Here is a 24,952-nt window from a genome sequence, read left to right on the forward strand (position 1 = left end):
TCGACCCCGTAACGTCTAGGCTCGTTGCAAGTGTCAACGACATGAACGGGTGATGCAGCGTGCCGGACCAGCCGACGGAGGAGACTCCGCAACAGATCGTGGAGCGGGAACTACGCGCCGCGCAGGAGCAGGTCCGGAGAGTATCCGAACAGCTACGCGCCGCACTGGCGGACGACGAGCCGCAGGCCGAGTCGGAGAACGGGACGAAGGACGAGCACTGATGGCGAACGAAGCAGAGATCGCCGGCCGGACCCGGCTGATCGCCGACGCGATGTTCCAGGCGAACCGGACGCTGCGGGACGTACTGCAGGGTCTGGAGACGGCCGACCGGACGATCGGCACGCACCTGACCGAGCTGCAGAAGCTGTCCGGGAGCGCACAGAACGTGCTGGCCGCGGAGAGGCAGTCCGAGTGGTACGGCCAGATGGCCCGGACGACCCGCGACCACGATCACATGGAGAAGTGGAACGACGCCGACACGCTGGTACGTGCCGAGTTCGGCAGGTCCCAGGTGGTGGCAGGTGAGTTGTCCTCACAGATCGGCGGCGGGCAGCGCGCGCTCACCGAGCTGGGCGACGACCTCGATCTCAGCCAGGGCAGGCTCAAGGGGGCGATGGCGCACCTCGAGGCGCTGGACCGGCTGCCGGAGTTCGCCGGATCGGACCAGGCGTCAGGTCTGCGGGCCGCGATCGAGCACCTCCAGCAGGCCACGGCGCAGGCCGACGCCGGCATCGACAGCACGATCGGGAGCCTCGACCTCGCGCGGCGGGCGGCGAACCGCTTCGAGAGAGGCAACGTGCAGATCGGTGAGTTCCGGCATTCCCAGGCGATCAATTCGGCGGGAGAGTCGGTCGCCGCTGACGTGATGAAGGCTCGTAGCACGCTCCAGAGCACGGGGACCGCGATCTACGAGGGCAGGCAGAACGCCGGTCAGGCGGCGCAGTTCGGCATCGATGCGTTCAACGTCAACCAGGCGGCGCAGCAGCAGGCCGAGCGCGCGGCACTTGAACAGGCCGCGGGCGAGGGCGGGCAGGTCGCAGCCGGCGCGCAGAGTGGCGCGGCGAGCGATCCTGAGCTGGCGCACTCGATGCATGCGGGTACGGCGCCTGGGCCGGCGGCGGGTACGGGGGAGGCGCCCAAGCCGGTGGATCCGCGGATCGACTACATGATGCCGGCAAAGGCGCAGGAGAAGGCCGGGCAGCGGAACGAGCGGGGTAGCGAGCGCTAGCGGCCCGGGGACGGGAGTAGGCCTCGTTCGATGGCTACGGTGACGGCGTGGGTTCGGTCGTCGACGTCCAGTTTGGCGAAGAGGCGTTGGAGGTGGGTCTTCACGGTTGCTTCGCCGATGAAGAGTTCGCGGCCGATCTCGGCGTTGCTGAGGCCGCGGGCCACGGCGGCCAGTACTTCCAGTTCGCGTGGTGAAGGCTGCGCGGCGGCCGGTGGGGCCGGCGTACGGAGGCGGGACATCAGCCGGGCTGCGACCGGCGGCGCGAGGACCGTCTCGCCGCGGGCGGCGGCCCGGATGCCGTTGAGCAGGTCGGCGTGCGGGGTGTCCTTCAGGAGGTAGCCCGCGGCGCCCGCTTCGACGGCGTGCAGGATGTCGGTGTCGGTGTCGTACGTCGTCAGCACCAGGACGCGTGTCGACGGGTGTGACGACACGATCGCCCCGGTCGCCGCGACCCCGTCCATCCGGGGCATCCGCAGGTCCATGAGTACGACGTCCGGCGATGTCGAGTCGACGAGTGCTAGCGCCTCCGAACCGTCACCGGCCTCGCCGACGACCGTGATGTCGTCGGTCACCGAGAGCATGCCGGACAGGCCCGACCGCACCACCGGATGGTCGTCGACCACCAGTACCCGAATCACACGTCCTCCTGCACCGCTGGGATCAGAACCTGAACTCGCGTGCCGCGGCCCGGAGTGCTTTCGATCTGAACCGTACCGCCCGACTCCTCGACCCGGCCCCGCATCGCGTTCAGGCCGAAACCGCCGTACGACGAACCCGGCGTGAAGCCGGACCCGTCGTCGCGGATCTCGATCCACACCCCGCCGTCCGACAGCCCGAGCGTGATCAGTACCTGCGTCGCGGCCGCATGCTTGCGTACGTTGGCCAGCGCCTCCTGAGCCGATCGCAACAGGACCACCTGCTGCGCCTGCGGCAGCGCCGCGACCTCGTCGTCGGGCAGGTCGAGTGAGACCTGTACGTCGACCCCCGTCTCCGCGGCGAACCGCTCCGCCTGCCGCCGCAGTACTTCGGTCAACGTTGCCTCGGACAACGCAACCGGGGTGAACGCGGCAACCAACGCGCGCGCCTCGGCGAGGTTCTCCCGCGCGGTGTCCTCGATGGCGGCGAGCCGAGCCGCCACCCCGGCCCCTCCGCCCTGGGAAAGCTCGGCCGCGGCGGCCTGGGAAAGCATCACGATCGACGTCATCCCCTGTGCGAGCGTGTCGTGGATCTCCCGCGCCATCCGCTCCCGCTCGGCCATCACGCCGGCGCTGTGGTGCGCCTCCGCGAGCTCGTCGCGCGCCGACTCGAGCTGCTCGATCAGGTCGGCCCGCTGCTGGCTCTGCGTGATCACCTTCTCGATCCAGATCCCGAACAGCAGGCTGACGACGAGGCTGACCAGCATCCACGGCAGGATCTCCCAGAACGCGGCCCAGCCCCAGCCCGCGCCCCACAACTGGGCCGTACCGACGCCGAGTACCAGCAGCAGACTGAGGCCGATCCCTTCCCGGACGTCCTCGCAGAGCAGCCAGATCTGCGCCGACGCGATGAACATCAGGAACACCGACTGCGGGTAGATCCCGATCAGCGCGACCAGGCAGGCGATCAGCACCAGGCGGTACGCGTACGACGGGAGCGCCCGGCGGGACCTGATCGCGGGCAGGCCGATGAACTGGTACGCCGCCCCGAGCACCACGACCGTACCGGCGAACGCGATCTGCCGGACCGTGCCGAGACGGCCGAGGAACGACAGCGCGAGCGTCATCCCGAGCAGCACCCAGAACACGATGTGCCACCCGATCAGGGTCCGCGACCAGACGGGCTGCCCGGCGCCACCGCGTGAGTTCTGCACGGACCCCATCTTCCTCCACACCAGGATCCACAGCCGAGGTCCGCCCCAGGCGGGCGCCGCGGGCTCCTCGGCGGAAGGCAGCACGAGCCCGCCACGCCGCAGGAGCCCGCTCATCAGCCCGCGTCCCGCCGGGTCCAGCGGAACACCCGCTGGGCGAGGAACAGCCCGACGACCAGCCAGACGCCGAGCACGATCGCGCCGGTGCCGAGCTGCCAGGACCCGCCCGGCTCGTGCACCTCGAACCCGTCCGGCAGGAACACCGACCGCATCCCCTGCGCCAGCCACTTCAGCGGGAAGAACTCCGCGACGGTCCGCATCCACCCGGGCAGGCTGCTGTAGACGAAGTACACGCCGGAGATGAACTGCAGCAGCAGGACGACCGGGGTGACGACCGCCGACGCGGCCCGCCCGGACTTCGGTACGACGGAGAACGCGATACCGAGCACCGACCCGGACGCCGTACCGAGGACGAAGATCCACAGGAAGTTCAGCCACTTCGCCGGCGACGTCGGGATGTCGACGCCGAGCGCCAGGCCGGCGATCGCGAGCAGCAGCGCGAACTGCAGGACCGAGGTGATCAGGACCATCCCGATCTTGCCGATGAAGTACGACTGCGGCGACATCGGCGTACCGCGGAGCCGTTTCAGCACGTCCTGGTCACGCTCGATCGCGATCGCGATGGCCAGCGACTGGAAGCTGGTCAGGAAGATGCCGGAGGCAATCATCCCGGGGGTGAAGTAGGTGGCCGCGGTGACGCCGCCGGAGAAGTCGGTGCCGCTGAACACGGCCGAGAAGATGCCGAGGAAGATGATCGGGAAGAAGAACGTGAAGATCAGCTGCTCGCGTTCGCGGAAGAACTCCTTCACCTCGATCCCGGTGCGGGACAGGCCGACCTTCAGCGGCGAGGGGAGTACGGCGCTCACTTCGAGGCTCCTTCCAGTGCGGGCGCGGCGGTGACCGACCCGATCAGTTCCAGGTAGATGTCTTCCAGGCTCGGTCGCCGTACTTCGAGCTCCGGCACTTCCGACCCCCCGAACGACGCCATCAGCCGGGCCACCTCGGCGGTCGGCCGGTCGGTGCGTACTTCGCGCATCCCGTCGGCGGACAGCCAGGAGACGCGTGCGGTCCGGGCGCCGCGGCCGCCGAGGGTCTCCGGCGTCGCGACCTCGATCATCCGGCCGTCGGCGATCACGCCGACCCGGTCGGCCAGGTGCTCGGCCTCGTCCAGGTAGTGGGTGGTGAGCAGGATCGTGGTGCCCTCGGTACGGAGCTCCTCGATCAGGGTCCAGAACTGCCGGCGGGCCTCCGGGTCGAACCCGGTGGTCGGCTCGTCGAGGAACAGCAGTTCCGGGTTGCCGATCACGCCGAGCGCGACGTCCAGCCGGCGGCGCTGGCCGCCGGACAGGCTGCGGACCCGGGCCTTGCGCTTCTCCTCGAGCCCGACCGCGGCGATCACCTGCTCCGGGTCGCGCGGGTTCGGGTAGTAGCCGGCGAAGTGCGTGACCATCTCGGCGACCGACAGCACCGCCTCGTCCCGGGTGGTCTGGGCGACGATACCGATCCGCGACCGCCAGACCCGGTCGGCGTGCGCCGGGTCCGACCCGAGGACGTCGAGGTGTCCCTCGTCGGCGTGGCGATACCCCTCCAGGATCTCCACGGTCGTCGTCTTACCGGCCCCGTTCGGGCCGAGCAGGGCGAACACCTCGCCCCGGTGGATGTCCAGATCGACACCGTCGACCGCGACCTTGTCCGGGTACCGCTTGACCAGGCCGCGCACCCTCACTGCGTTGTCGTTCTCCATGCCTCAACTCTCCCGTCACAGCCAGGTCCACCGGGAGCACCGGGCGGAGGACTGCTTGTCCCCCGACCGGTGGACAGAAGGGTGTACGCCGGAGGGCCGGGGCGGTTAGGTTCTGGGACATGGCTCAGACGGTGCGTGGTGTGGTGGCGGCGGCCAAGGGTGCGCCGGTGACGATCGAGCAGATCACGATCCCGGACCCCGGTCCCGGTGAGGCGGTCGTGAAGGTGCAGGCCTGCGGGGTCTGCCACACGGACCTGCATTACCGGGAGGGCGGAATCAACGACGAGTTCCCGTTCCTGCTCGGCCACGAGGCGGCCGGGATCGTGGAAGCGGTCGGCGACGGCGTCACCGACGTCCAGCCGGGAGACTTCGTCGTCCTGAACTGGCGGGCGGTCTGTGGCAACTGCCGCGCCTGCCTGCGCGGCCGGCCCTGGTACTGCTTCAACACGCACAACGCCAAGCAGAAGATGACGCTCGCGGACGGTACCGAGCTGAGCCCGGCGCTCGGCATCGGGGCGTTCGCGGAGAAGACGCTGGTCGCGGCCGGGCAGTGTACGAAGGTCGACCCGGCCGCGAAGCCCGAGGTCGCGGGGCTGCTCGGTTGCGGTGTGATGGCCGGCCTCGGCGCCGCGCTCAACACTGGCAACGTGGGTCGCGGCGACACGGTCGCGGTGATCGGATCAGGCGGCGTCGGTACGGCGGCCGTGGTCGGAGCGCGGCTCGCCGGAGCCGCGAAGGTGATCGCGATCGACCTCGACGAACGCAAGCTGGCCATCGCGCGGGAGCTCGGCGCGACCCACGCGATCAACTCGAAGGACCTTGACCACGACGGCGTCGTCGAGGCGGTGCAGGACCTCACCGGCGGGTTCGGCGCCGACGTCGTGATCGATGCGGTCGGCCGGCCCGAGACCTGGAAGCAGGCGTTCTACGCCCGCGACCTGGCCGGCACCGTCGTACTCGTCGGCGTGCCGACGCCGGACATGCGGCTCGACATGCCGTTGCTGGACTTCTTCGGCCGCGGCGGCTCGCTGAAGTCCAGCTGGTACGGCGACTGCCTCCCGACCCGCGACTTCCCGCTGCTGATCGACCTGCACCTGCAGGGGCGGTTGCCGCTGGACCGGTTCGTGTCGGAGACGATCGCGCTGGAGGATGTCGAGGACGCGTTTACGAAGATGCACCACGGAGACGTACTGCGGTCGGTCGTGCTGTTCTAGCGAGGAACCCGGCGGCGACGATTCCGGCCGCCGCGGTCAGCGCGACCGCCAGGCTCGTGGTCGAGAACGAGTGCGAGGACAGGTAGAGCGTGCCGAAGATCGTGACGCCGCCGACCTGGGCCAGCTGCATCGCGGTGGTCAGGATGCCGCTCGCGTCGGCGGCGCGGGGGAGCGGTACGTGGACGAGGGCCTGCGTGACGAGCGGGCTCGCCGCGAACCCCATGCCCGCGCCGGCCAGGACCAGTGCGGGCCAGCGCGCCACCTCGATGCCCGCGTAGCCGAGCGCGCACAGTACGAGTCCTGCCGGTACGACGAGGTGGTGGAAGCGGCTTGGGACGGTCCGCCAGAAGTATCCGACCAGCCCGAACGTCACCGCGAACGGGAGCCAGGTCAGCCCGGACCGCATCGCCGACTCGCCGAGCTCGGTCTGCAGGTGCAGCGTGAACGCGAACAGGAACCCACCGAGCGCCAGCAGCGTGCAGGCCATCGTCAACAATCCGGCCGGCAGCCCGCGGGCGCGCAGCACCTCCAGGTTGAGCAGCGGGTCCGCCGTACGACGCTCGAAGCGGACGAAGACCACTGCGAGTACGACACCCGCGGCCATACAGCCGAACGTCCACAGCGGCCACCCGATCTCGTGACCGACCACCGCGGGCAGCACCATCAGCAGTACGGCGCAGGTCGACAACGCGAGCCCGATCACGTCGAGGCGGCGGGTCGCGGCCGGACGGTCCGCCGGGATCACCCGCGGGACCAGGACCGCCAGGCAGATGCCGACCGGAACGTTGACCAGGAACACCGGGCGCCAGCCGGAGCCGAGCAGGTTCGCGCCGACGAGCAGGCCGCCCGCGATCAGCCCGGCGACCTGGCCGGCGGACAGCGTCACGCCGTACGCCGACAGCGCCTTGGCGCGGGCCGGTCCGGCGAAGTGGGCCTGGATCAGGCTCATGATCTGCGGCACCATGATCGCCGCGGCGACGCCCTGGACGAACCGGAACAGCACCAGCGGCAGCACGGCCGGCGCCAGTCCGCAGGCGAGCGACGCGAGCGTGAACAGGATCGCGCCGGTCCGGAACATCCGGCGGCGGCCGTACAGGTCGCCGAGCCGGGCGCCGGTGATCAGGGTCATCGCGTACGCGACCACGTAGCCGCCGACCACCAGTTGCAGCCAGGCGCCGGAGGCGTGGAAGCCGGCGCCGATGGCCGGCATCGCGATGTTCACGATCGAGGTGTCGAGCAGTGCCATGAACTGGCCGAGCAGCAGGACGGCGAGCATCAGCCCGCGCCGGGTCTCGGATCCGGCCGAGCGGTCAACGGTTACAGCGGTCATCAGGTTTCTCCCTCGTCTGCACGGGACGTGGGTGTATACCTGGCGGGTCCGCGAGATTCATCGGTCGCGGACCGATGATTTTCGCGACGTTGCGCGGTACGTACCAGTGACCTGTGGGAGGGTGACGACGATGGACCGTGACGAGTTCGACCGGATGACCGAGCCGCACCGGCACGAGCTGCTGGTGCACTGCTACCGCATGCTCGGATCGATCCACGACGCGGAAGACCTGGTGCAGGAGACTCTGCTGCGGGCGTGGCGCGCCTCGGACACGTACGACGAGCAGCGGGCGTCGATGCGGACCTGGCTCTACCGCATCGCCACCAACGCGTGTCTGAGTGCCCTGAAGGGCAGAGGCCGGCGTGCACTGCCGTCAGGGCTGGTCAGTGCGTCCGAGGACGTGCAGGTATCGATCGAGCTGTCGACGGACGTGTCCTGGCTGCAGCCGTTCCCGACCGATCCCGCGTCGGCGATGGTCGCGCAGGGGAGTCTGCGGCTCGCGCTGATCGCCGCCATGCAGTACCTCCCGGCCCGGCAGCGCGCGGTGCTCGTACTGCGGGACGTCCTGGACTGGCCGGTCGCCGACATCGCCGATGCGCTGGAGACCACGTCGGCGAGCGTGAACAGCGCGCTGCAGCGGGCGCGGGCCAAGCTCGCCGAGATCGACCTCACCGAGGACGACGTCGCCGAGCCGGACGACCGCGAGATCAAGTCCGTCATCGAGGACTACATCCGGGCCTTCGAGGCCGCGGATGTCGGCAGCCTGACCCGGCTGCTCACCGACCAGGTCGTCCTCGAGATGCCGCCCGCGCCGCTGTGGTTCGTCGGCCGCGACGCGTACGGCGCGTTCATCGAGCGGGTGTACGCGATGCGCGGCCCGGACTGGCGACTGGTGCCGACGGTGGCCAACGACCAGCCGGCCATCGGCGCCTACGTGCGCGGCGACGACGGCCGGTTCCACGCGCACAGCCTGCAGGTGTTCACCGTCGCCAAGGCCGGCATCACGCACAACGTGGTCTTCTTCGAGCGGGAGCTCTTTGCGTACTTCGGGCTGCCGCTAGACCTGGAATGAGATCCACAGGTCGGGGGTGGCGTCCGGCTTGCCGACGATCGGGCGCTCCTCCTGCCGCCAGGCGTCCCCGGACACCTCGGTCGCGACCCGCTGCCAGAACCGGACAGCCGTCTCGTTGTTCCGCTGGAACGCCACATCGCACGGACCGGGGTGGTTGGACAGCACCTCCTGCACGGCCTGCAGGCCGTACCCGCGCCGGCGAGCCGGACGGACCAGGAAGAACGCATTGAGTACGTGCACCGGCTGCTGCAGCGCGCGCATGAAGCAGAAGCCGATCGGGACCTCGCCGAGGGAGACCAGGTAGCCGGCCCACTCCGGGTGGCCCTTGAGCACGTTCTCCAGCCACTCGCTCCGGTAGCTGCCGTCGGGCCGCGGCAGCTGGCCCTGGAACTCGGACAGGTCGTGCCGGAACATCAGCCACAGCCGCTCCATCAGAACGCGATCGGACGCTTGCACGCGGCGTACCAGCAGATCAGACATTGCTCTCCTCACCGGAATGTGAACGCAGAAAAGCCTCCCGCCGGAAGTCCGGTGGAAGGCTTACTGCTGAGCAGTTTATCAGTTCTGCGGCGCGGTCTGCCCGGCGACCCAGGTCATGTCGGCGTACCGGGTGCCGGCCGGGGTCAGCTTCGACAGCGCCTCGACGTCGGCCGCGGACAGCTCGACGTCGAGCGCCGCCCAGTTCTCCTCCAGGTACTTGCGCCGCTTCGTCCCCGGGATCGGCACCACGTCGTTGCCCTGCGCAAGCACCCAGGCGAGCGCGACCTGGCCCGGCGTCGCGTCGTACCGGGTTGCGACGGCGCAGATCTCCTCGACCAGCCGCAGGTTCGCGTCGAGGTTGTCGCCGGCGAACCGCGGCAGCGTACGGCGGAAGTCGTCGGCCGCGAGCTCCGACGGCAGCGCGCCGGTGAGCATGCCACGCCCGAGCGGCGAGTACGGGACGAGGCCGATGCCGAGTTCGCGCAGGGCCGGCAGCACCGACTCCTCGATGTCCCGGCTGAACAGCGACCACTCGCTCTGGACGGCGGTGATCGGGTGGACGGCGTGCGCCCGCCGGATCGTTTCCGCCGACGCCTCGGACAGCCCGAGGTAGCGGACCTTCCCGGCCTGGACGAGCTCCGCCATCGCGCCGACGGTCTCCTCGATCGGCACCGTCGGGTCCATCCGGTGCTGGTAGTACAGGTCCACGTGGTCGAGGCCGAGCCGCTGCAGCGACCGGTCGATCGCGGACCGCACGTACTCCGGCGAACCGTCGATGCCGCGCGTTCCCGCCGGGTCCAGCGGATCGCCGGTGATGCCGAACTTGGTCGCGAGGAACACCTCGTCGCGACGGTCCGCGATCGTCCGGCCGACGAGTTCCTCGTTGGCGCCGAAGCCGTAGATGTCGGCGGTGTCGAGGAACGTGATGCCGAGGTCGAGGGCGCGGTGCAGGGTCGCGACCGACTCGTTCTCGTCGGCCTCGCCGTACGCGAAGCTCATGCCCATGCAGCCGAGTCCGAGCCGGCTGACCTCGGCGCCTTGGTTACCCAGTTTCATCTGTTTTCTCCCATCACAAACCGGCCGAGCCGTGCGCGACGGTCGGCTGGATCCAGTTGTCGGTTACGGAGCGGCAGTGCCGCCGTAGACGGCGATCTTGTAGTCGGTCACCGCAAGAGCGAGTTGCAGGTCTCGCAGCTGCTGCTGGATGCGTGCACGGTGCTCCTGCATCAGCGCGAGCCGCTGCGGTTCGGTGTGATCTCCTTCGAGCACCAGCTCCAGGTAGTGGCTGATCGCGCCGATCGACATCCCCGAGGCGCGCAGCCGGCTGATGAACACGATCCGCGACATCGCCCGGGGGCTGTAGCTGCGGTACCCGGCTGAGTCCCGGCGTACGTCGACCAGGCCGATGCGCTCGTAGTAGCGCAGGGTGTGCGCGGTCAGGCCGGTGAGCTCGGCGGCCTCTGCGATCGACAGGTCGTCGGGCAGGTCCTCCGGCAGCTCCAGCAGACAGAGCAGGTCGGGATCCACCGGATCGAGCTCCGGGTTGTACGCGGCGATCGCGGCGCGGCGGTCCAGCAGCTCTGTCGTGTTCATGGGTACGACGGTATGCCTTCGAGTGCGCTCAAAGGCAAAGGTGAGCTACATCACTTCGCTTGGCACTCGCTGCAGGTGCCGAAGATCTCCAGCGTGTGGCTGATGTCGGCGTAGCCGTGCTCGGCGGCGACCTTGTCGGCCCAGCGTTCGACGGCCGGGCCCTCGACCTCGACGGTGCGGCCGCAGTTGCGGCAGACCAGGTGGTGGTGATGCCCCTTCGAGCAGCGCCGGTACGCCGTCTCGCCGTCGGCCGTTCGCAGTACGTCGACCTCACGCGAGTCCGCAAGCGCCTGGAGGGTGCGGTAGACCGTGGTCAGGCCGACGGCTTCACCGGCGGACCGGAGCTCCAGGTGGATCTCCTGGGCGGTCCGGAATTCGTCGATCTTGTCGAGCGCGTGCGCGACCGCCGCGCGCTGACGGGTCGAGCGTGTTCCGATAGCCACCGTTCCTCCTGTCGTCTCCATACCGCCCTCCAGTCTCTCAGAAGTCAGCAACCTAGTGCTCGTCCCAGTGATCGCCGTGTGCCGCGTGCAGGTGCCCGTCGTGTACGTAGTCGACGTGGTCGCCGTGCTCGACCTTCTTGTGACCACAGTCCTGGCTGTGCGCGTGCGGGTGGCCGGCGCTCATCACATGCGGCTCTGGCGCCGGTACGCCGACCTCGGGCTCCTCGTCCGCGAGCGGACGCGTCGACCGGCGGCGGAGCAACGTACCGACCGTTGCGGCCACTACGAAGCCGGCCAACGCCAGTACGACAATGGTCGCGCCCGGTGCGACGTTGGCGTTGTAGGAGGTGACGATGCCGGCCAGGCACGCCAGTACGCCGATGATGCACGCGCTGACGAACGTACTGCGGAACGACCGCGTTATCTGCTGCGCTGTCGCCACAGGTACGACCATGAGCGCGCTGACGAGCAGCAGCCCCACGGTGCGCATAGCTACCGTCACCGTGACCGCGGCCATCACGGCGATCACCAGGTTGAGCAGTTGGACCCGGAGTCCCGTCGTACGGGCGAACTCCTCGTCCTGGCACACCGCGAACAGCTGCGGTCCCAGGCCGATCGCTACGACCAGTACGGCGACGGCCAGGCCGACGACGACGTACAGGTCGCTCTGGGAGACCGTGGTGAGCGAACCGAACAAGTACGTGTTCAGGGTCGCCGCGCCTTGACCCGCGAGTCCTATGAGCAGCACACCGCCCGCGATGCCGCCGTAGAACAGCAGGGCGAGTGCTACGTCGCCGGTGGCTTTGCCGCGGGCGCGTACTAGTTCGATCGCGGTTGCGCCCGCGATCGAGACGATCACCGCGGTCAGCACCGGAGCGCTCCCGGTCAGCAGACCAAGCGCCACGCCGGTGATCGCGATGTGGCCGATGCCGTCACCCATCAGCGACAGCCGGCGCTGCACCAGGTACGTCCCGATCGCGGGCGCCGACAGACCGGTCAGCAGGCCCGCGATCAGCGCCCGCTGCATGAACTCGAGCTGGAAGATCGTCATGAGGGCAGCCACCCCGGTTCGTCGTCGGCGGTGTGCGAGTGGTGGACGTGGGCGTGCGTCTGGGAGGCGTGCGGCGGCCCGTCGTACACGATCCGGCCGCGGCGCATCACCACCGAGCGGTCGATCAGCGCGTCCATCGGACCGAGGTCGTGGCTCACCATCACCACGGTCGTCCCGCGCTGGACCCGCTCCCGGACCGCGTCGGCGAAGATCTGCTGGCTGGCCAGGTCGACCCCGGCAGTCGGCTCGTCGAGGATCAGCAGCTCCGGGTCGGACACCAGCGCCCGCGCGATCAGTACCCGCTGCTGCTGCCCGCCGGACAGCTCGGCGACCGCGTCCTTGCGCCGGTCGGCCATGTCCACGACCTGCAGCGCGTCCTCGATCGCTTGCTTGCCCGCGGCACCGAGTGGCGCGAACAGCCGCCGCTTGGACAGCAGCCCGGACGAGACCACCTCGTACACGGTGGCCGGTACGCCGCCGGCCGCGGTGATCCGCTGCGGTACGTACCCGACGCGGCGCCAGTCGCGGAAGCGGGGGACCGCCGTACCGAAAAGGCGGACCTCACCGCGGGCCGCGGGCAACAGGCCGACGACGGTCTTGATCAGCGTGGACTTACCGGACCCGTTGGTGCCGAGCACGGCGACGACCTCGCCCTGCCGGACCCGCAGGTCGATTCCTCGCAGCACCAGGCGGCCGCCCAGGTCGACGGACAGATCGTCGACCTGGACGGCCTTGGCGTTTTCAGTTGTCATGAGCAAGCATTCGCGGTCTGCAGCTCGCGCAGGTTCTCCTGCATGAGCGTCAGGTACGTTTCCTTGGAGTTGGCGTTCGACAGGCCCTCGATGGGGCTCAGTACGGCGGTCTTGACGCCGACGTCGTTCGCGATCGTCTCGGCCACCTTCGGGCTGACCAGTTCCTCGTAGAAGATCGTGGTCACGTGCTGGGCCTTCACGATGTCCTGGACCTCCTTGATCCGGGTCGGCGTCGGCTCCGCGTCCGGCGTGAAACCGGCGATCCCGACCATCGTCAGACCGTACCGCTTGGCCATGTAGGCGAACGCCTCGTGGCTGGTCACGAACGTCTTCAGCTTGCAGTTCGCCAGACCGGTCCGGTACTCGGTGTCGAGCTTGCCGACCTGGGCGAGCAACGCCTGCGCTCGCTGGTGATAGCCGGCCGCGTTCTTGCTGTCGACGCTCGCGAGCTTGTCCTCGACGGCCTTGACGACCGCGGCGTACCGCACCGGGTCGAGCCAGAAGTGCGGGTCGAGCGCGTTCTTCTCATGTCCCTCGAAGTCCGCGCCGGTGTCCTCGAGCTGGGCGGCCGGGGCGACGTCGAAGCCGGCGTCCTTCGCGTTCTGCGCGACGGCCTCGTCGACAGCCGGCTGCAGGGTCTTCTCGTACACGACGACCTTGGCCTCGGCGATCGTGGCGACCTGCTTCGGAGTCAGCTCGAGGTCGTGCGGCTCGACGCCCGGAGCGGTCAGCGTGGTCACGTTCACCGCGTCGCCCCCGACCGTGCGGGCGATGAACTCGAGTGGGTAGAACGATGCGACGACGTCGAGCTTCCCGTTCGCGGCGCCGTTGGCGGCGGTGCCGCTGCACCCGGCGAGGGCGACGGCGGCCACGGTAGCGGCACCGGCGATAATTGCTCGAAGACCAGATCTCATGACAATCATTTTCATCTTAGTTGGAACTGATTGTCAAAACAGGGAGTTCACGATGGCCAGCCGCAACGTCGGGCGACGCCGTGCCGACCGTAGACCGAACCGCCGCCGGACGCTCCAAGTTCCGCACGGCCACGGGCACGGGCATGGCCACGGGCATGGTCACGGGCCTGGCGACCATGTCGTCGACACCTCGGTGGTGGACTCCGACGCGGTCGTCGCGCGCCGCGTCCGGATCGTCGTCGCCGCCGTCCTCGTCCCGCTGATCGTGGCCGCGGTGGTGTCGCTGATCGTGCTGTGGCCGGGCGGCGACGTGAAGGTCGACTCGTACCAGACCAGCACGGCACGCGGCGAGATCACCGCGCTGAAGCCCTGCGCGGACGCCCGGGACAAGTGCAACCTGGCCACCGTGAAGCTGAGCAACACCGCGGACAAGGGGAAGTCGGTGCCGGTGCAGGTGCCGAAGGCCGGGGGAGCGCCGATCCCGGTCGAGGTCGGCCAGATGGTGATGCTCTCCATCGAGAAGGACGCGCCGCCCGACCAGAAGTACCAGTACGTGGACCACGACCGGGTCAAGCCGCTGCTGATCCTCTCGGTGATCTTCGCGATCGCGGTCGTCGCGCTGTCCCGGTGGCGCGGGTTCGCGGCCCTGATCGCGCTCGCGGTGACCGCCGTGATGCTCACCCAGTTCATCCTGCCGGCGATCCTCCGGGGGTCGAACCCGCTGCTCGTCGCGGTCGTGGGCGGCGCGGTGATCATGACGATCGCCGTCTTCCTGACCCACGGGATCAATGCGGAGTCCTCGATCGCGCTCGCCGGGACGATCGCCGCGCTCGGGCTGACCGTGCTGCTCGGCTGGTTCTTCACCGACCTCTCGCAGTTGAGCGGCTTCGCCGCCGAGGGGGCGACGCAGGCGCAGTCGTTCTCGCCGCACCTCGACCTGGCCGGGCTGCTGGTGGCCGGGATGGTGATCGGCGCGCTCGGCGTCCTCGACGACGTCACGGTCACCCAGGCGGCCGCGGTGTGGGAGCTGTCCGCCGCCAATCCTGCCGCGAGCCGGCGCGAGCTGATGTCGGCCGGTCTGCGGATCGGCCGTACGCACGTCGCGTCCGTGGTCAACACGCTGGTGCTCGCGTACGCCGGAGCCGCGATGCCGGTGTTGCTCGTGTTCGCGATCCAGGACCTGCCGATGCTGTCGGTGATCTCCACCGAGGCGGTCGCGATGGAGGTCGTCCGCGGTCTGGTCGGCAGCCTCGGCATCATCGCGGCGGTCCCGCTCACGACTGCCCTCGCCGCGATGGCGGTCGCCGACCGTTCCCGCGATCTGGTCGCCACGCCTGCTACGTAGGTACTCTTCAGGTAGGTCACGGACCGTCCGCCCATCATCACCGTCCGTGGCTTAACGGGGTGAGGAGTGCTGATGAGGTTCCGTCATCGGGACGGTTCGACCGTCCAGCTGGGGTATTGCTCGACCGCGCATCCGGCTGCCGACCTGGACGAGCTCGTCGCGGGGCTCGACGGCTGTGCGAGCGCGGTCCGGTCCGGTCTCGACGTATCTGTGCTCGGCGTCGGGCTGTGGTTCCCGCACCGGCTGGCCGATCGGTTGGCGAACTCGCCGGCATCGCTCAGCAAGCTCCGGCGCGCGCTGCACCGCAACCGGCTCGAGGTCGTCACGCTGAACGGAATCCCGCACGCGGGCGGCCTGACCGGGACCAGCCTGTACTGCCCGGACTGGACCGACCCCGAGCGGCTGCGGTACACCCTCGACCTGATCGACGTACTCGCGGACCTGTTGCCGGGCGATGCGCCGTACGGCTCGATCTCGACCGTTCCGCTCGCGTGGCGGGTGCCGTGGTCGAAGGCGCGCAACCTTGCCGCGCGGGAGGCGTTCGACCGGGTGGAGCAGCACCTGGCGCGTACGGAGGCCCGTACCGGCCGGCGGATCCGGATCGCGGTCGAGACCGAGCCCGGGTGCGTGCTCGAGATGATCGGACAGGCTGCCGCGTGGCTGGATCGCTACTCGAGTCCGTACGGCGGAGCGTCGCTGATCGGGCTCGGGCTGGACACGTGTCATCTCGCCGTCCAGTTCGAGGACCCTGCCGAGTCCTTCGAGCTGCTGTGGCGAGCGGGCGTGGATGTGGTCAAGGCGCAGCTGTCGGTTGCTCCGACGCTGGTGGATCCGGGTGATGCTTCAGGGCGGTACGTGCTCGGCCAGCTCGGCGTACCTCGCTATCTGAGGCAGGTACGCGAGTGGGGCGGGCCCGGGGTCGACGACGTGGCGCAGTCGTCACAGTTGTCCGGCCACGCGGCCTGGCGGATGCATGCGCACCTGGCGGCGCACGCTGCGCCACCAGATCCGCTCAGCGCGACTACTGGCGTACTGGACGACTGCCTGGCTCGTCTGGTTGGTGGCGGGCATCCGCTGACGCATCACCTGGAGTCAGAGGTCTACGTGTGGCCACGTGTGCCCAAAAGCCAGCAGGCGTTGGCGAAACGGATCACCAAGGAGCTGTCGTGGCTACGCGATCGGCTGACTGCGCTCGGGCTGGACCAGGTCTGAGTAGTCAGGAAGCGGCACTGAGCTCAGTGCCTTGCCTACCGCGTTCTGCGACCAGATGAAGCGCTGTACTGCTGTGGGCAGCTTCGGGAGTGCGGCTGCTGCCACGGGCATCAGCTGCAGTGCCAGCTTGCTGTTGGGGATGATCGTGCCCATCACCTTCGGGCTGAGCCGCCGACTCTGCTCCACGACCGGCCGGATCAGTCGCTCATAACTACGCAACCCGTCCACACCCGCCCTCGCCAGTTCCCCGGCAAGGACATACGCCGCCACAACAGCAAGACTCGTCCCTCCACCAACAGCCGGCCCAGGGCAATACCCCGCATCCCCAACCAGCGCGACCCGTCCGGATGTCCAAGAGTCCAGGGTGATCTGGGCGATCCCGTCGAAGTAGAAATCATCCGCCGCCCCCAGATGCTCCAGCAGTTGCGGCACCTTCCACCCGTAGTCCCCGAACTCCTTGACCAGCAAGGCTTTCTGCTCGTCCTTGTCGCGGTGGTCGTACTGGAAGTTCCCGCGGAACAGGAAGCCCGCACGGACCTGGCCGGTCTGGCGCACGCCGTAGATGCCGACGAGTTTGCCGACCGAGAGGTGCGCGAGCGTGTGGTTGCCCAGGCCGAAGACGTCGGGCATCGAGAACACCGCGAGATAGCCGCCGAGTGGGCGGTTCAGTTGCTCCTCGGGTCCGAAGGCGAGGCGGCGGACGTTCGAGTGCAGGCCGTCGGCGCCGATCACCAGGTCGAAGCGGCGCTCCAGCCCGGAGTCGAACGTGACGTCGACACCGGCGCCGTCGTCGGCAAGGCTCGCGATCGAGTCGCCGAAGACGTACTCCGCGCTGTCGCGGCTCGCGCCGTACAGGATCCTGGTCAGCTCGCCGCGGAGGATCTCCACGTGCCGGCTGGAGATCCCGGCGTACATCCGGCTCAGGTCGACCTCGACCGGGCGCTTGCCGAACCGCTCGATCGTCATCGCGTCGAGCCGGGTCCGGGCCGCCTCGATCGCGTCCCAGCAGCCCATCCGCCGGGTCACCTCGGCGGCCGAGCTGAACAGGTCGACCGCGTGCCCGCCGAGCCCGTGCCGCGCGGCCGGTGTGCGTTCGACGACCGTGGGCTCGAAGCCGTAGCGGCGCAGCCAGTACGCGAGCACCGGACCGGCCACGCTCGCCCCTGAGATCAGAATCTTCATCTCTCACCCTCCTTACTTATCGGAAGGTAAGTAAACAAGGACGGCGTTGTCAATGGCTTACTTAACGGAAGGTCAGATAATCTTTCCGGTATGCCGAGACAACGAACCGGTGACACCCGGGCGCGGATCCAGCAGGCCGCGCTCGAACTGTTCGCGGTCCAGGGGATGCAGCAGACCAGCCTGCAGGACATCGCCGACCGGCTGGGCGTCACCAAGCCGGCGCTGTACTACCACTTCGCGTCCCGCGAGGACCTGCTGAACAGCCTGGTCGAGCCGATGATCGCTGACTTCGAGGCGTACGCCGAAGGTCTTCGGGTGGCCGCTCCGGTGTCGCCGCGCGAGTTGCTCGGGTCGTACTTCGACCTCGCCTACCGGCACCGGGCGATGATCCAGCTCGCGATCCGCGACCTGTCGGTGCTGCACGAGCTGAAGCTCGCCGACCGGTTCATCGAGTGGCGCGGGACGCTCGCGGAGCTGCTGATCGGTCCGTCGCCGTCGTTGCGGGACGTGGTTCGGTGCATGGTCGCGCTGGGCGGGTTGTCCGACTGTGCGGTGATGATCGAGCACACACCGGTCGCAGAGTTGCGCGAGGCTGCCGTCGACGCCGCGTACGACAGCCTCGGCCGTTAGCCGTTAGCCGTTAGCCGTTAGCCGTTGGCGATCCGGGAGACCGCGAAGAGCAGGATCAGCACGATCGAGAAGATGCGCAGGAACTTCGGGCCGCCGGTGACCGCCGGCCAGGACAGGAACGCGAGCCACCCCAGCAGGAGCGCCAGCAACACCAGCGCGGGCACACCGACCACTACGGGCGCGAACACCCCCGCCAGCGCCAGTACCAGGGTGATGCCCGGCAGGGTCAGCTTGGGCGCGGCGTGCAGCTTCGCGACGTACGGATAACTGACCTTCGTGATCCGCTGCCGCAGCGGGCTGCTGGGGGTGCTCATGCGCCTATTGTTCCAGGTCGATTCAGGGGATCAGCTCGTAGAACCTCCAGAACGGGTGGTCTATCGGTAGTACGTCGACCTTGGTGAAGCCGGCGTGGTCCGCGAGGTGGCGGAGCTGGTGCGGTCGCATGATGGCGCCGACGACGTCGGAGTCCTCGTCCACCCGGCCTTGCGGCGTACACCAGATGGTGCTGGCGGCGGCGAGGAATCGTTGTACTTCGTCGCCGGGCGCGGTGAGCTGCTCGTCGGCTCGCTCGTCCATCACGAGCACGCGACCGCCGGGTGCGAGCGCGGTACGGGCCGCGACGAGCGCCTCGACGGGGTGCGCGAAGTCGTGGACGCACTCGAAGAACGTGACCAGGTCGTACCTCGTACCGCCCGCGACGACCTCGGTGATGTCGCGCACCTCGAAGCCGACCCGGTCCGCGACACCCTGCTCGGCGGCGTTCCGGCGCGCCCGGCTGATCGAGTCCTCGTCGTTGTCGTACCCGTCCACCTGCACCGCCGGGTACGCCTTCGCCAGCTCGATCGCCGACCAGCCGGCGCCGGTGCCGAGGTCCGCGACGCGCGCGCCCTTCGTGAGCAGGTCGTGCAGCCCGGGCACGTTCGGGATCCACTCGGCCGCCAAGTCGTTCACGTACGCGGGACGGTTCAGCAGCTCCTGCGCGCCGACGGCCTCTTCCCCGTACGCGGAGTACGGCACACCGGCGCCGCTCTTGAACGCGTCCACCAACTGCGGGAACGCCCGCCCGACCGCCGGCACGATGGCGGCGAGCCCGCCGGCGTACACCGGACTCGTCGGCTCCAGCAACGCCTCCCGAACACCTGGCGCCAGCGCGAACTCGTCGGTCCACACGTCGGTTCCGCTGATTGTCAACAATCCGCTGATCGCCTGCGACTGCAGCCACTCGACGAGGTACCGATGATCGAGCCCCGTCCGCTCCGCCAGTTCGCTCGCCGTCAGCGGCCCGGCCTCGTCGATCGCCCGGTAGATCCCGTGCACGTCCCCGAGATAGATCGTGAACAACTCGGCCGCCCCCAGCGCCGCCCCGAACATCCGGCCCATCAGTGCCCCCGCGGCTTCGGTTTCCGCAGTCGGGATGTCTGTCGTGGTCATGGTGCCCCTCCTTGTGTGGTTGCTTTCATCCCTTGGGCGCCAGGTGTGGACTGGCAATGCCAGGTGACGTCGTTCTCCGGTTCGTACACGCACTGGCGGCCGGTCCGGATCGACGCGCGCAGGTGCCGGCCGAGCGCGGGATGCACCCGCTCGATCGCCTTCACCGCGACGCCGATCCGCATCGACACCGCCTTCCGGCTCCGCTCCACCGGATCGCCCGCGACCCGCGCCCGCCCACCGAGCCCGAGCGCACCCGCCAACTCCCGAACCAGGAACTCCCGCTCGACCCGAAGCTTCTCCACCCGCCCGAGATCGTTCCCGTCCTCCGCCTCGGCGAGTTCCGCCTCCAGCTCGCGCACCCGCTCGCGATAAGCCGCCCGCGCCTGCCCGTCGATCACCGGCCCGAGATCCCCACCAGGTGTCTGCCCCGAGAGTTCCACCACACTCACCGCCACTCGCGGCCGGCCCAGCAACACCGCAAGATCTCGAACCCCTTTGCCATCAGCCACCTGCGCCGTAACCCCGCGCCAAGAAACCTCCCACCCGAGCCCCACCAACTTGAGGGCCCCGACCTCACCCGCACCACCGAAGGCAGCGACAGGTTCTGCGCCGAGTTCGGTCAGCGACTTCTCCGTCTCGGCGACCAGGGTCTCCGCGCCGGCGGCGCGATGTGCTTCGAGGGCATCCTCAAGGAGCTGACGGGCTTCGGGGCGGTTCAGCTTGGCGGCGAGCCGGCCGAGGAACAGCGTCACCTTGCCCAGACAGGCTCCACCGATCCCGTCGATCACCCACAGTCCGGCGTACGGCCTAAGTGCGTCGTAAACAACCTGCGCGACCGAGTCCTCGCCCAGCACCCGCCCCGCCTCGCCCAGAAACGCGAGCGACTCCAACCACTCGGCGTCCCGCGGAATCTCGTCCAGCCCCGCACGCACCCGGCGCCGCACGGTCCTCCGCGCCTGCTCGGTCGCCCCGGTCCGTGCGAAGTAGTACGCCGAAGGACCGTCAACCATCGGATTGCCGACAAATGGACCCATTACCCCTTCCACGTACGTCCGCAGCTCCGGAATCACGCCGGTCACATCGGCATGCGCGGCACGCAACGCGAACACCATCAGGCGCCCGTTCGGACTGTCGGCGTCGTCGGAAAGCTGCGTCGCCTCCTCGATGCAACTGCGCGTCTCGTCCAGCCGTCCAGCCATCAGGGCCCGCATACCGCGCCACACAGGCACCAACCACCCGTACAACGGAAGCCGCAACGGCAACACAGCCCGCGCGTACGCGGCGATCTGCACGTCCGCCTCGACGAACCGCCCCTGTTCGAGCAGACCCACCACCAGCAACCGCCGAGCCAGCAGGACCGACCCCAGATCACCGGCGCCGAGTACGAGCATCCGTTCGGCGGCTGTCATTCGTTCCGCAACGTGATCGGGCCCGGAGAAGACGTCGCACCACACGGCCAGCGCAGCGACCTCAGCTGCTGCATCTCCTGCCGCCGACGCGAGCCGCACCGCCTCATCGGCCAACTGACGCGGACGGTCGCCCCTGTCCGACTGCAGCTTCCCAAGAGAGAGCCGCGCAAGAGCCGCAGCCTTCAGCGCATCGTCGGGCAACTGTGGAACCACCCGCTCCAGCAGCGCCGTCGACTCCTCGTCGCCGAGGTCTACCTCGAACCCACCGACCCCACCGCCCATCGCCAGGACGGCCCGCGCCACAGTCTCCGGATCACCTGCAGTACGAGCCACAGCCCGCAGCGTGTCCCGCCCGGCCGTCAACTCCCCGGCCAGTACCTGTGCCGCACCAAGCTCCACCCGCACCACAGGGTCGTCCAGATCGGCCCACCCGTAGAACCGCACCGCCTGCTCGTACCCAGACTGATCACGGGCAGCCCGAGCCGCCACAAGAGCAAACTCCTGCGACCTGGCAACCACTCCGGCACTCCGGTAATGCGCAGCGACCTGCCCCGCATCGTTCTGACCGGCCAGCAACTCGGCAGCACGCAAGTGCAACTCAGACCGCCGATGCACACCAAGACCGCCGTAAACGACCTCACGTACCAGTGAATGCGCAAACCGCAGCCTGTCCTCAGACACAGAGGCCAACCGAGCGGCCACTGCATCACCAAGCACCGCGAGCACATCGCCCGTATCGGCAACCGCAGCAAGCAGTCGGAGGTCCACGTCCTCACCCAGTACAGCCGCTACCGCGAGTACGTCGTACGTGTGCTGCCGTAGTCGCGCCAGCCGCCGCTCCAACACCTGCCGTACGCCAGTCGGTGTCTCCGTGGATGTAGTACCCCGCGCGGCGTCCCACCGCGCGAGCTCTTGCACAAAGAACGGGTTCCCGCCGGTCCGTGCGTGTACTGCGTCCGCGTAGGTGCTGTCCGCGTCACCAACCACCTGCGCGACCAGTTCACCGGTCTCCGCGCGATCCAGTCCACCAAGCGGCACCCGTACGAAAGAAGGCGGCAGCGCCCGAAGCGCATCCGCCGCCGGCTCAGGTACGTCGACCGCGTTGTCGCGGCTGGTGACGAGCAAGAGGCAACGCAGCTCCGGAAGCAGACCGACGACGAACCGGAGCAGGGCCAGCGTCGACCCGTCAGCGAGGTGGATGTCCTCGACGATGATCACGGCCGGTTGCGCGGCCGTCGCTGTGGTGAGTTGATCGGCGACCGCGGCGAACATGCTCGTACGAGCGCCGTCGCCCGGCTCGATGGACAGCCCCAACGCGCGGAACACCTGCCGCCACGGCCAGTACGGCAGGGCCTCGGTCTCCGGGCAGCGGCCCCACGCGACGGCGTACCCACGACTCCGCGCCGTGTCCGCGAGCACCGCCGCTGTGGTCGACTTGCCGATCCCGGCGTCGCCGATCACGAGCGCGCCCTGGCCGCGGCCGCGCTCGACCTCGTCCAGCAGGCCGGTCAGGGTGCTGAGCTCCCGGGTCCGGCCGACCACACGCTCGGGCATACCGCCACTGTGCGGCGGCGGCAGCCGTGGGGGGAAGTGCTGATCGCTTACCGTAGGGTGACCCGGGTGTTCGTGGTGATCAGGTTCCGGGTGGGGGAGTCCGAGCAGGCCGGGTTCGGAGAGCGGTTGCAGACCGCCGTCGACGTGCTCGCGCGGCAGAAGGGGTTCGTCGCGGCCCGGACCGGGCGGAACGTGGACGACCCGGAACTGCTCGCGCTGACGCTCGAGTTCGAGAACATCGGCAGCTACCGGCGCGCGCTCTCGCCGTACGAGGTGAAGCTCACCGCGGTACCGCTGCTGTCGCAGGCGATCGACGAGCCGACGGCGTACGAGGATCTGCCGGGTCGGCACGGATTCGATAGCGGCGCCCGCGACCGATAGCCTGGTTGCTTCCAAAGATCTGTCTGTACCTGTTCTGGAGTCCAAAAGTGCCCGTGGAAACCGTCGATGCCGTCGTCAGCCTCAGCAAGCGGAGAGGCTTCGTCTACCCGTGCGGCGAGATCTACGGCGGTACCAAGTCGGCCTGGGACTACGGTCCGCTCGGCGTCGAGCTGAAGAACAACGTCCGCACCCAGTGGTGGCGGACCATGGTGACCGGCCGCGACGACATCGTCGGCCTGGACTCCTCGGTGATCCTGCCGACCCAGGTCTGGGAGGCCTCGGGCCACCTGGCCGAGTTCGTCGACCCGCTGACCGAGTGCCAGTCCTGCCACAAGCGCTTCCGCGACGACCACCTCCGCGAGGACTTCGCGCGCCGCAAGAACAAGGACCCCGAGACGGTCCAGCTCGCCGAGATCGCCTGCCCGAACTGCGGCAACAAGGGCACCTTCACCGAGCCGCGGATGTTCAACGGCCTGCTCAAGACGTACCTCGGCCCGGTCGAGTCCGAGGAAGGCCTGCACTACCTGCGGCCGGAGACCGCGCAGGGCATCTTCATCAACTTCGCGAACGTGATGGGCACCGCGCGGAAGAAGCCGCCGTTCGGCATCGCGCAGGTCGGCAAGAGCTTCCGCAACGAGATCACCCCGGGCAACTTCATCTTCCGGACCCGCGAGTTCGAGCAGATGGAGATGGAGTTCTTCGTCGAGCCGGGGACCGACGAGGACTGGCACGAGTACTGGCTGAAGGCGCGCTGGGACTGGTACACCGGCCTCGGGCTGAACCCGGACAACATGCGGTTCTACGAGCACCCGAAGGAGAAGCTGTCGCACTACTCGAAGCGGACCGTGGACATCGAGTACCGGTTCAACTTCGGCGGCAAGGAGTTCGACGAGCTCGAGGGGATCGCGAACCGCACCGACTTCGACCTGACCACGCACTCCAAGCACTCCGGCGCCGACCTGTCGTACTTCGACCAGGAGAAGGGCGAGCGCTGGACGCCGTACGTGATCGAGCCCGCGGCCGGACTGACCCGCAACGTGCTCGCGTTCCTGCTCGACGCGTACACCGAGGACGAGGCGCCGAACGCGAAGGGCGGCGTCGACAAGCGGACGGTCCTGCGGTTCGACCCGCGGCTCGCGCCGGTCAAGGCGGCCGTCCTGCCGCTGTCCCGGAACGCCGACCTCTCGCCGAAGGCCCGCGACCTGGCCGGTGAGCTGCGGAAGAACTGGAACGTCGACTTCGACGACGCCGGCGCGATCGGCCGCCGGTACCGCCGCCAGGACGAGATCGGTACGCCGTACTGCATCACCGTCGACTTCGACACCCTCGACGACCACGCCGTGACGATCCGCGAGCGGGACTCGATGAAGCAGGAGCGGGTCGCGCTCACCGAGGTCACCGGGTACCTCGCCCAGCACCTGGTGGGCTGCTGAGCATGCAGGTTGTACGGGGGCTGCTGGTGGGGCTGGCCGTGTTCGCGCTGGCGGCGTGCTCGGACAGCAAGCCGTCCGGTTCGTCGTCCCCTTCGACTGCTCCTACCGTGGGGGAATCGTCCATTCCGACCGCGTCGACGCCGTCGCTGACCCCGTTGCCGACGCCTTCGAAGCCCTGGCCGACCCCGACCGTCACGGGTGCGCCGGCCGACGACGCGCCGCTGGCCGAACGGATCACGTTCGCGATCGCCAAGCAGACCCAGATCGCGGCCGGACGGGCCGCACGGACGACGGTGAAGTGCCCCGGCATCGACAAGGTCGAGACCGCCGGGCAGCACTCGCTGGACTGCACCGTCACGTACTCCGGGAAGTCGTTCACGGGGAAGCTGACCGTCGACGCGAAGCAGTACAGCGCGTCGTACAAGTTCACCTCGGCGCAGGTCGCGATCGTCCGCGCCAAGGTCGTCGACGCGGTGCTGCGGACCGCGGCCGGCGCCTCGAAGGTCACCTGCGACATGGACGAGATCGGTATCGTCGTTCACGACGGGCCGCCGATCGGGTGCGACGTCACCACGACGGCGAACGCCGTCCAGCCGTACAAGGCCTCGGTCACCGGCAACGGCCAGGTCCAGGTGGAGAAGGCGTGAC

At 68.9% G+C, this 24,952-nt stretch carries 26 protein-coding genes; 10 read left to right on the forward strand and 16 right to left on the reverse strand.

Going from position 1 to position 24,952, the window contains the following annotated elements; translation table 11 throughout:
• The first annotated feature begins 59 nt into the window (after window positions 1-59).
• Both ACFYRU_RS32740 and ACFYRU_RS32745 read left to right on the forward strand, forming a co-directional pair.
• Complete coding sequence (locus tag ACFYRU_RS32740) at window positions 60-221, forward strand: hypothetical protein (RefSeq protein ID WP_387665794.1); 162 nt, start codon at window positions 60-62, stop codon at window positions 219-221.
• Entirely contained in the window at window positions 221-1,228 is a 1,008-nt protein-coding gene (locus tag ACFYRU_RS32745) for a hypothetical protein (RefSeq protein WP_387665796.1), read from the forward strand. The genes ACFYRU_RS32740 and ACFYRU_RS32745 overlap by 1 nt, the downstream gene beginning before the upstream one ends.
• Here the strand turns inward: ACFYRU_RS32745 and ACFYRU_RS32750 are convergent.
• Genes ACFYRU_RS32750 through ACFYRU_RS32765 form a run of 4 tightly spaced genes read right to left on the reverse strand, consistent with a single transcriptional unit; the run spans window position 1,225 to window position 4,878 of the window.
• Window positions 1,225-1,866 carry a response regulator gene (locus ACFYRU_RS32750; RefSeq protein WP_387665799.1) on the reverse strand — a complete coding sequence of 214 codons (642 nt, stop codon included), beginning with the start codon at window positions 1,864-1,866 and terminating at the stop codon, window positions 1,225-1,227. The genes ACFYRU_RS32745 and ACFYRU_RS32750 overlap by 4 nt on opposite strands.
• Complete coding sequence (locus tag ACFYRU_RS32755; protein WP_387665802.1) at window positions 1,863-3,191, reverse strand: sensor histidine kinase; 1,329 nt, start codon at window positions 3,189-3,191, stop codon at window positions 1,863-1,865. Before ACFYRU_RS32755 ends, ACFYRU_RS32750 begins: the two co-directional genes overlap by 4 nt.
• The gene (locus tag ACFYRU_RS32760; RefSeq protein WP_387665805.1) at window positions 3,191-4,000 is read right to left on the reverse strand and encodes an ABC transporter permease; all 810 of its coding nucleotides are present in this window, start codon (window positions 3,998-4,000) and stop codon (window positions 3,191-3,193) included. The genes ACFYRU_RS32755 and ACFYRU_RS32760 overlap by 1 nt, the downstream gene beginning before the upstream one ends.
• On the reverse strand, window positions 3,997-4,878 hold the full coding sequence (locus ACFYRU_RS32765) for an ABC transporter ATP-binding protein (protein WP_387665808.1): 882 nt from the start codon (window positions 4,876-4,878) through the stop codon (window positions 3,997-3,999). Before ACFYRU_RS32765 ends, ACFYRU_RS32760 begins: the two co-directional genes overlap by 4 nt.
• Before the next feature lie 119 nt (window positions 4,879-4,997).
• On the opposite strand from ACFYRU_RS32765, the gene ACFYRU_RS32770 reads away from it, so the two are divergent.
• The gene (locus tag ACFYRU_RS32770) at window positions 4,998-6,092 is read left to right on the forward strand and encodes an S-(hydroxymethyl)mycothiol dehydrogenase (protein WP_387665810.1); all 1,095 of its coding nucleotides are present in this window, start codon (window positions 4,998-5,000) and stop codon (window positions 6,090-6,092) included.
• Here the strand turns inward: ACFYRU_RS32770 and ACFYRU_RS32775 are convergent.
• A complete protein-coding gene (locus ACFYRU_RS32775; protein ID WP_387665812.1) occupies window positions 6,043-7,422 on the reverse strand; it encodes an MFS transporter in 1,380 nt (459 codons plus the stop codon). The two genes, ACFYRU_RS32770 and ACFYRU_RS32775, sit on opposite strands and share 50 nt — an antisense overlap.
• Before the next feature lie 130 nt (window positions 7,423-7,552).
• Between ACFYRU_RS32775 and ACFYRU_RS32780 the strand changes: the two genes are divergently transcribed.
• Complete coding sequence (locus tag ACFYRU_RS32780) at window positions 7,553-8,494, forward strand: sigma-70 family RNA polymerase sigma factor (protein WP_387665815.1); 942 nt, start codon at window positions 7,553-7,555, stop codon at window positions 8,492-8,494.
• Here ACFYRU_RS32780 and ACFYRU_RS32785 read toward each other — a convergent pair.
• From ACFYRU_RS32785 to ACFYRU_RS32815, 7 genes are all read right to left on the reverse strand, one after another.
• Window positions 8,480-8,974 carry a GNAT family N-acetyltransferase gene (locus ACFYRU_RS32785; protein WP_387665818.1) on the reverse strand — a complete coding sequence of 165 codons (495 nt, stop codon included), beginning with the start codon at window positions 8,972-8,974 and terminating at the stop codon, window positions 8,480-8,482. The two genes, ACFYRU_RS32780 and ACFYRU_RS32785, sit on opposite strands and share 15 nt — an antisense overlap.
• A gap of 78 nt (window positions 8,975-9,052) precedes the next feature.
• A complete protein-coding gene (locus ACFYRU_RS32790; RefSeq protein WP_387665820.1) occupies window positions 9,053-10,030 on the reverse strand; it encodes an aldo/keto reductase in 978 nt (325 codons plus the stop codon).
• Between the two features lie 63 nt (window positions 10,031-10,093).
• Window positions 10,094-10,567, reverse strand: a complete 474-nt coding sequence (locus tag ACFYRU_RS32795; RefSeq protein ID WP_387665822.1) for a MerR family transcriptional regulator — start codon at window positions 10,565-10,567, stop codon at window positions 10,094-10,096.
• 50 nt (window positions 10,568-10,617) lie between these two features.
• Window positions 10,618-11,010: a Fur family transcriptional regulator gene (locus tag ACFYRU_RS32800; protein ID WP_387665824.1), complete on the reverse strand. Its 393-nt coding sequence runs from the start codon at window positions 11,008-11,010 to the stop codon at window positions 10,618-10,620.
• A gap of 52 nt (window positions 11,011-11,062) precedes the next feature.
• The gene (locus ACFYRU_RS32805) at window positions 11,063-12,061 is read right to left on the reverse strand and encodes a metal ABC transporter permease (protein WP_387665826.1); all 999 of its coding nucleotides are present in this window, start codon (window positions 12,059-12,061) and stop codon (window positions 11,063-11,065) included.
• Window positions 12,058-12,813: a metal ABC transporter ATP-binding protein gene (locus ACFYRU_RS32810; protein WP_387665828.1), complete on the reverse strand. Its 756-nt coding sequence runs from the start codon at window positions 12,811-12,813 to the stop codon at window positions 12,058-12,060. Before ACFYRU_RS32810 ends, ACFYRU_RS32805 begins: the two co-directional genes overlap by 4 nt.
• Window positions 12,810-13,727: a metal ABC transporter substrate-binding protein gene (locus ACFYRU_RS32815; RefSeq protein ID WP_387665830.1), complete on the reverse strand. Its 918-nt coding sequence runs from the start codon at window positions 13,725-13,727 to the stop codon at window positions 12,810-12,812. The genes ACFYRU_RS32810 and ACFYRU_RS32815 overlap by 4 nt, the downstream gene beginning before the upstream one ends.
• A gap of 52 nt (window positions 13,728-13,779) precedes the next feature.
• On the opposite strand from ACFYRU_RS32815, the gene ACFYRU_RS32820 reads away from it, so the two are divergent.
• Window positions 13,780-15,072 (forward strand): YibE/F family protein, encoded by a 1,293-nt coding sequence (locus ACFYRU_RS32820; RefSeq protein ID WP_387665832.1) that lies wholly within the window; start codon window positions 13,780-13,782, stop codon window positions 15,070-15,072.
• 72 nt (window positions 15,073-15,144) lie between these two features.
• On the forward strand, window positions 15,145-16,284 hold the full coding sequence (gene eboE, locus ACFYRU_RS32825; protein ID WP_387665834.1) for a metabolite traffic protein EboE: 1,140 nt from the start codon (window positions 15,145-15,147) through the stop codon (window positions 16,282-16,284).
• On the opposite strand, the gene ACFYRU_RS32830 is transcribed toward eboE, so the two are convergent.
• Window positions 16,243-17,466 (reverse strand): FAD-dependent monooxygenase, encoded by a 1,224-nt coding sequence (locus ACFYRU_RS32830; protein WP_387665837.1) that lies wholly within the window; start codon window positions 17,464-17,466, stop codon window positions 16,243-16,245. The genes eboE and ACFYRU_RS32830 overlap by 42 nt on opposite strands.
• Before the next feature lie 90 nt (window positions 17,467-17,556).
• Here ACFYRU_RS32830 and ACFYRU_RS32835 point away from each other — a divergent pair, with 90 nt between their 5' ends.
• A complete protein-coding gene (locus ACFYRU_RS32835; RefSeq protein WP_387665840.1) occupies window positions 17,557-18,096 on the forward strand; it encodes a TetR/AcrR family transcriptional regulator in 540 nt (179 codons plus the stop codon).
• Between the two features lie 17 nt (window positions 18,097-18,113).
• Here the strand turns inward: ACFYRU_RS32835 and ACFYRU_RS32840 are convergent, their stop codons facing one another.
• The 3 genes from ACFYRU_RS32840 to ACFYRU_RS32850 are packed head-to-tail and all read right to left on the reverse strand — an operon-like array spanning window position 18,114 to window position 22,490.
• Window positions 18,114-18,410 carry a DUF6703 family protein gene (locus tag ACFYRU_RS32840; protein ID WP_387665843.1) on the reverse strand — a complete coding sequence of 99 codons (297 nt, stop codon included), beginning with the start codon at window positions 18,408-18,410 and terminating at the stop codon, window positions 18,114-18,116.
• A gap of 22 nt (window positions 18,411-18,432) precedes the next feature.
• Window positions 18,433-19,527 (reverse strand): class I SAM-dependent methyltransferase, encoded by a 1,095-nt coding sequence (locus ACFYRU_RS32845; RefSeq protein ID WP_387665846.1) that lies wholly within the window; start codon window positions 19,525-19,527, stop codon window positions 18,433-18,435.
• Complete coding sequence (locus ACFYRU_RS32850) at window positions 19,524-22,490, reverse strand: ATP-binding protein (protein ID WP_387665849.1); 2,967 nt, start codon at window positions 22,488-22,490, stop codon at window positions 19,524-19,526. Before ACFYRU_RS32850 ends, ACFYRU_RS32845 begins: the two co-directional genes overlap by 4 nt.
• Window positions 22,491-22,556: 66 nt before the next feature.
• Between ACFYRU_RS32850 and ACFYRU_RS32855 the strand changes: the two genes are divergently transcribed.
• Genes ACFYRU_RS32855 through ACFYRU_RS32865 form a run of 3 tightly spaced genes read left to right on the forward strand, consistent with a single transcriptional unit; the run spans window position 22,557 to window position 24,951 of the window.
• The gene (locus ACFYRU_RS32855; RefSeq protein ID WP_387665851.1) at window positions 22,557-22,871 is read left to right on the forward strand and encodes an antibiotic biosynthesis monooxygenase family protein; all 315 of its coding nucleotides are present in this window, start codon (window positions 22,557-22,559) and stop codon (window positions 22,869-22,871) included.
• Window positions 22,872-22,918: 47 nt separating this feature from the next.
• A complete protein-coding gene (locus ACFYRU_RS32860; protein WP_387665854.1) occupies window positions 22,919-24,304 on the forward strand; it encodes a glycine--tRNA ligase in 1,386 nt (461 codons plus the stop codon).
• A 2-nt stretch (window positions 24,305-24,306) separates the two neighbouring features.
• The gene (locus ACFYRU_RS32865; RefSeq protein WP_387665856.1) at window positions 24,307-24,951 is read left to right on the forward strand and encodes a hypothetical protein; all 645 of its coding nucleotides are present in this window, start codon (window positions 24,307-24,309) and stop codon (window positions 24,949-24,951) included.
• The last annotated feature ends 1 nt before the right edge of the window (window position 24,952 follow it).

The organism is Kribbella sp. NPDC004536 (genome assembly GCF_042873835.1).
Classification (GTDB): domain Bacteria; phylum Actinomycetota; class Actinomycetes; order Propionibacteriales; family Kribbellaceae; genus Kribbella.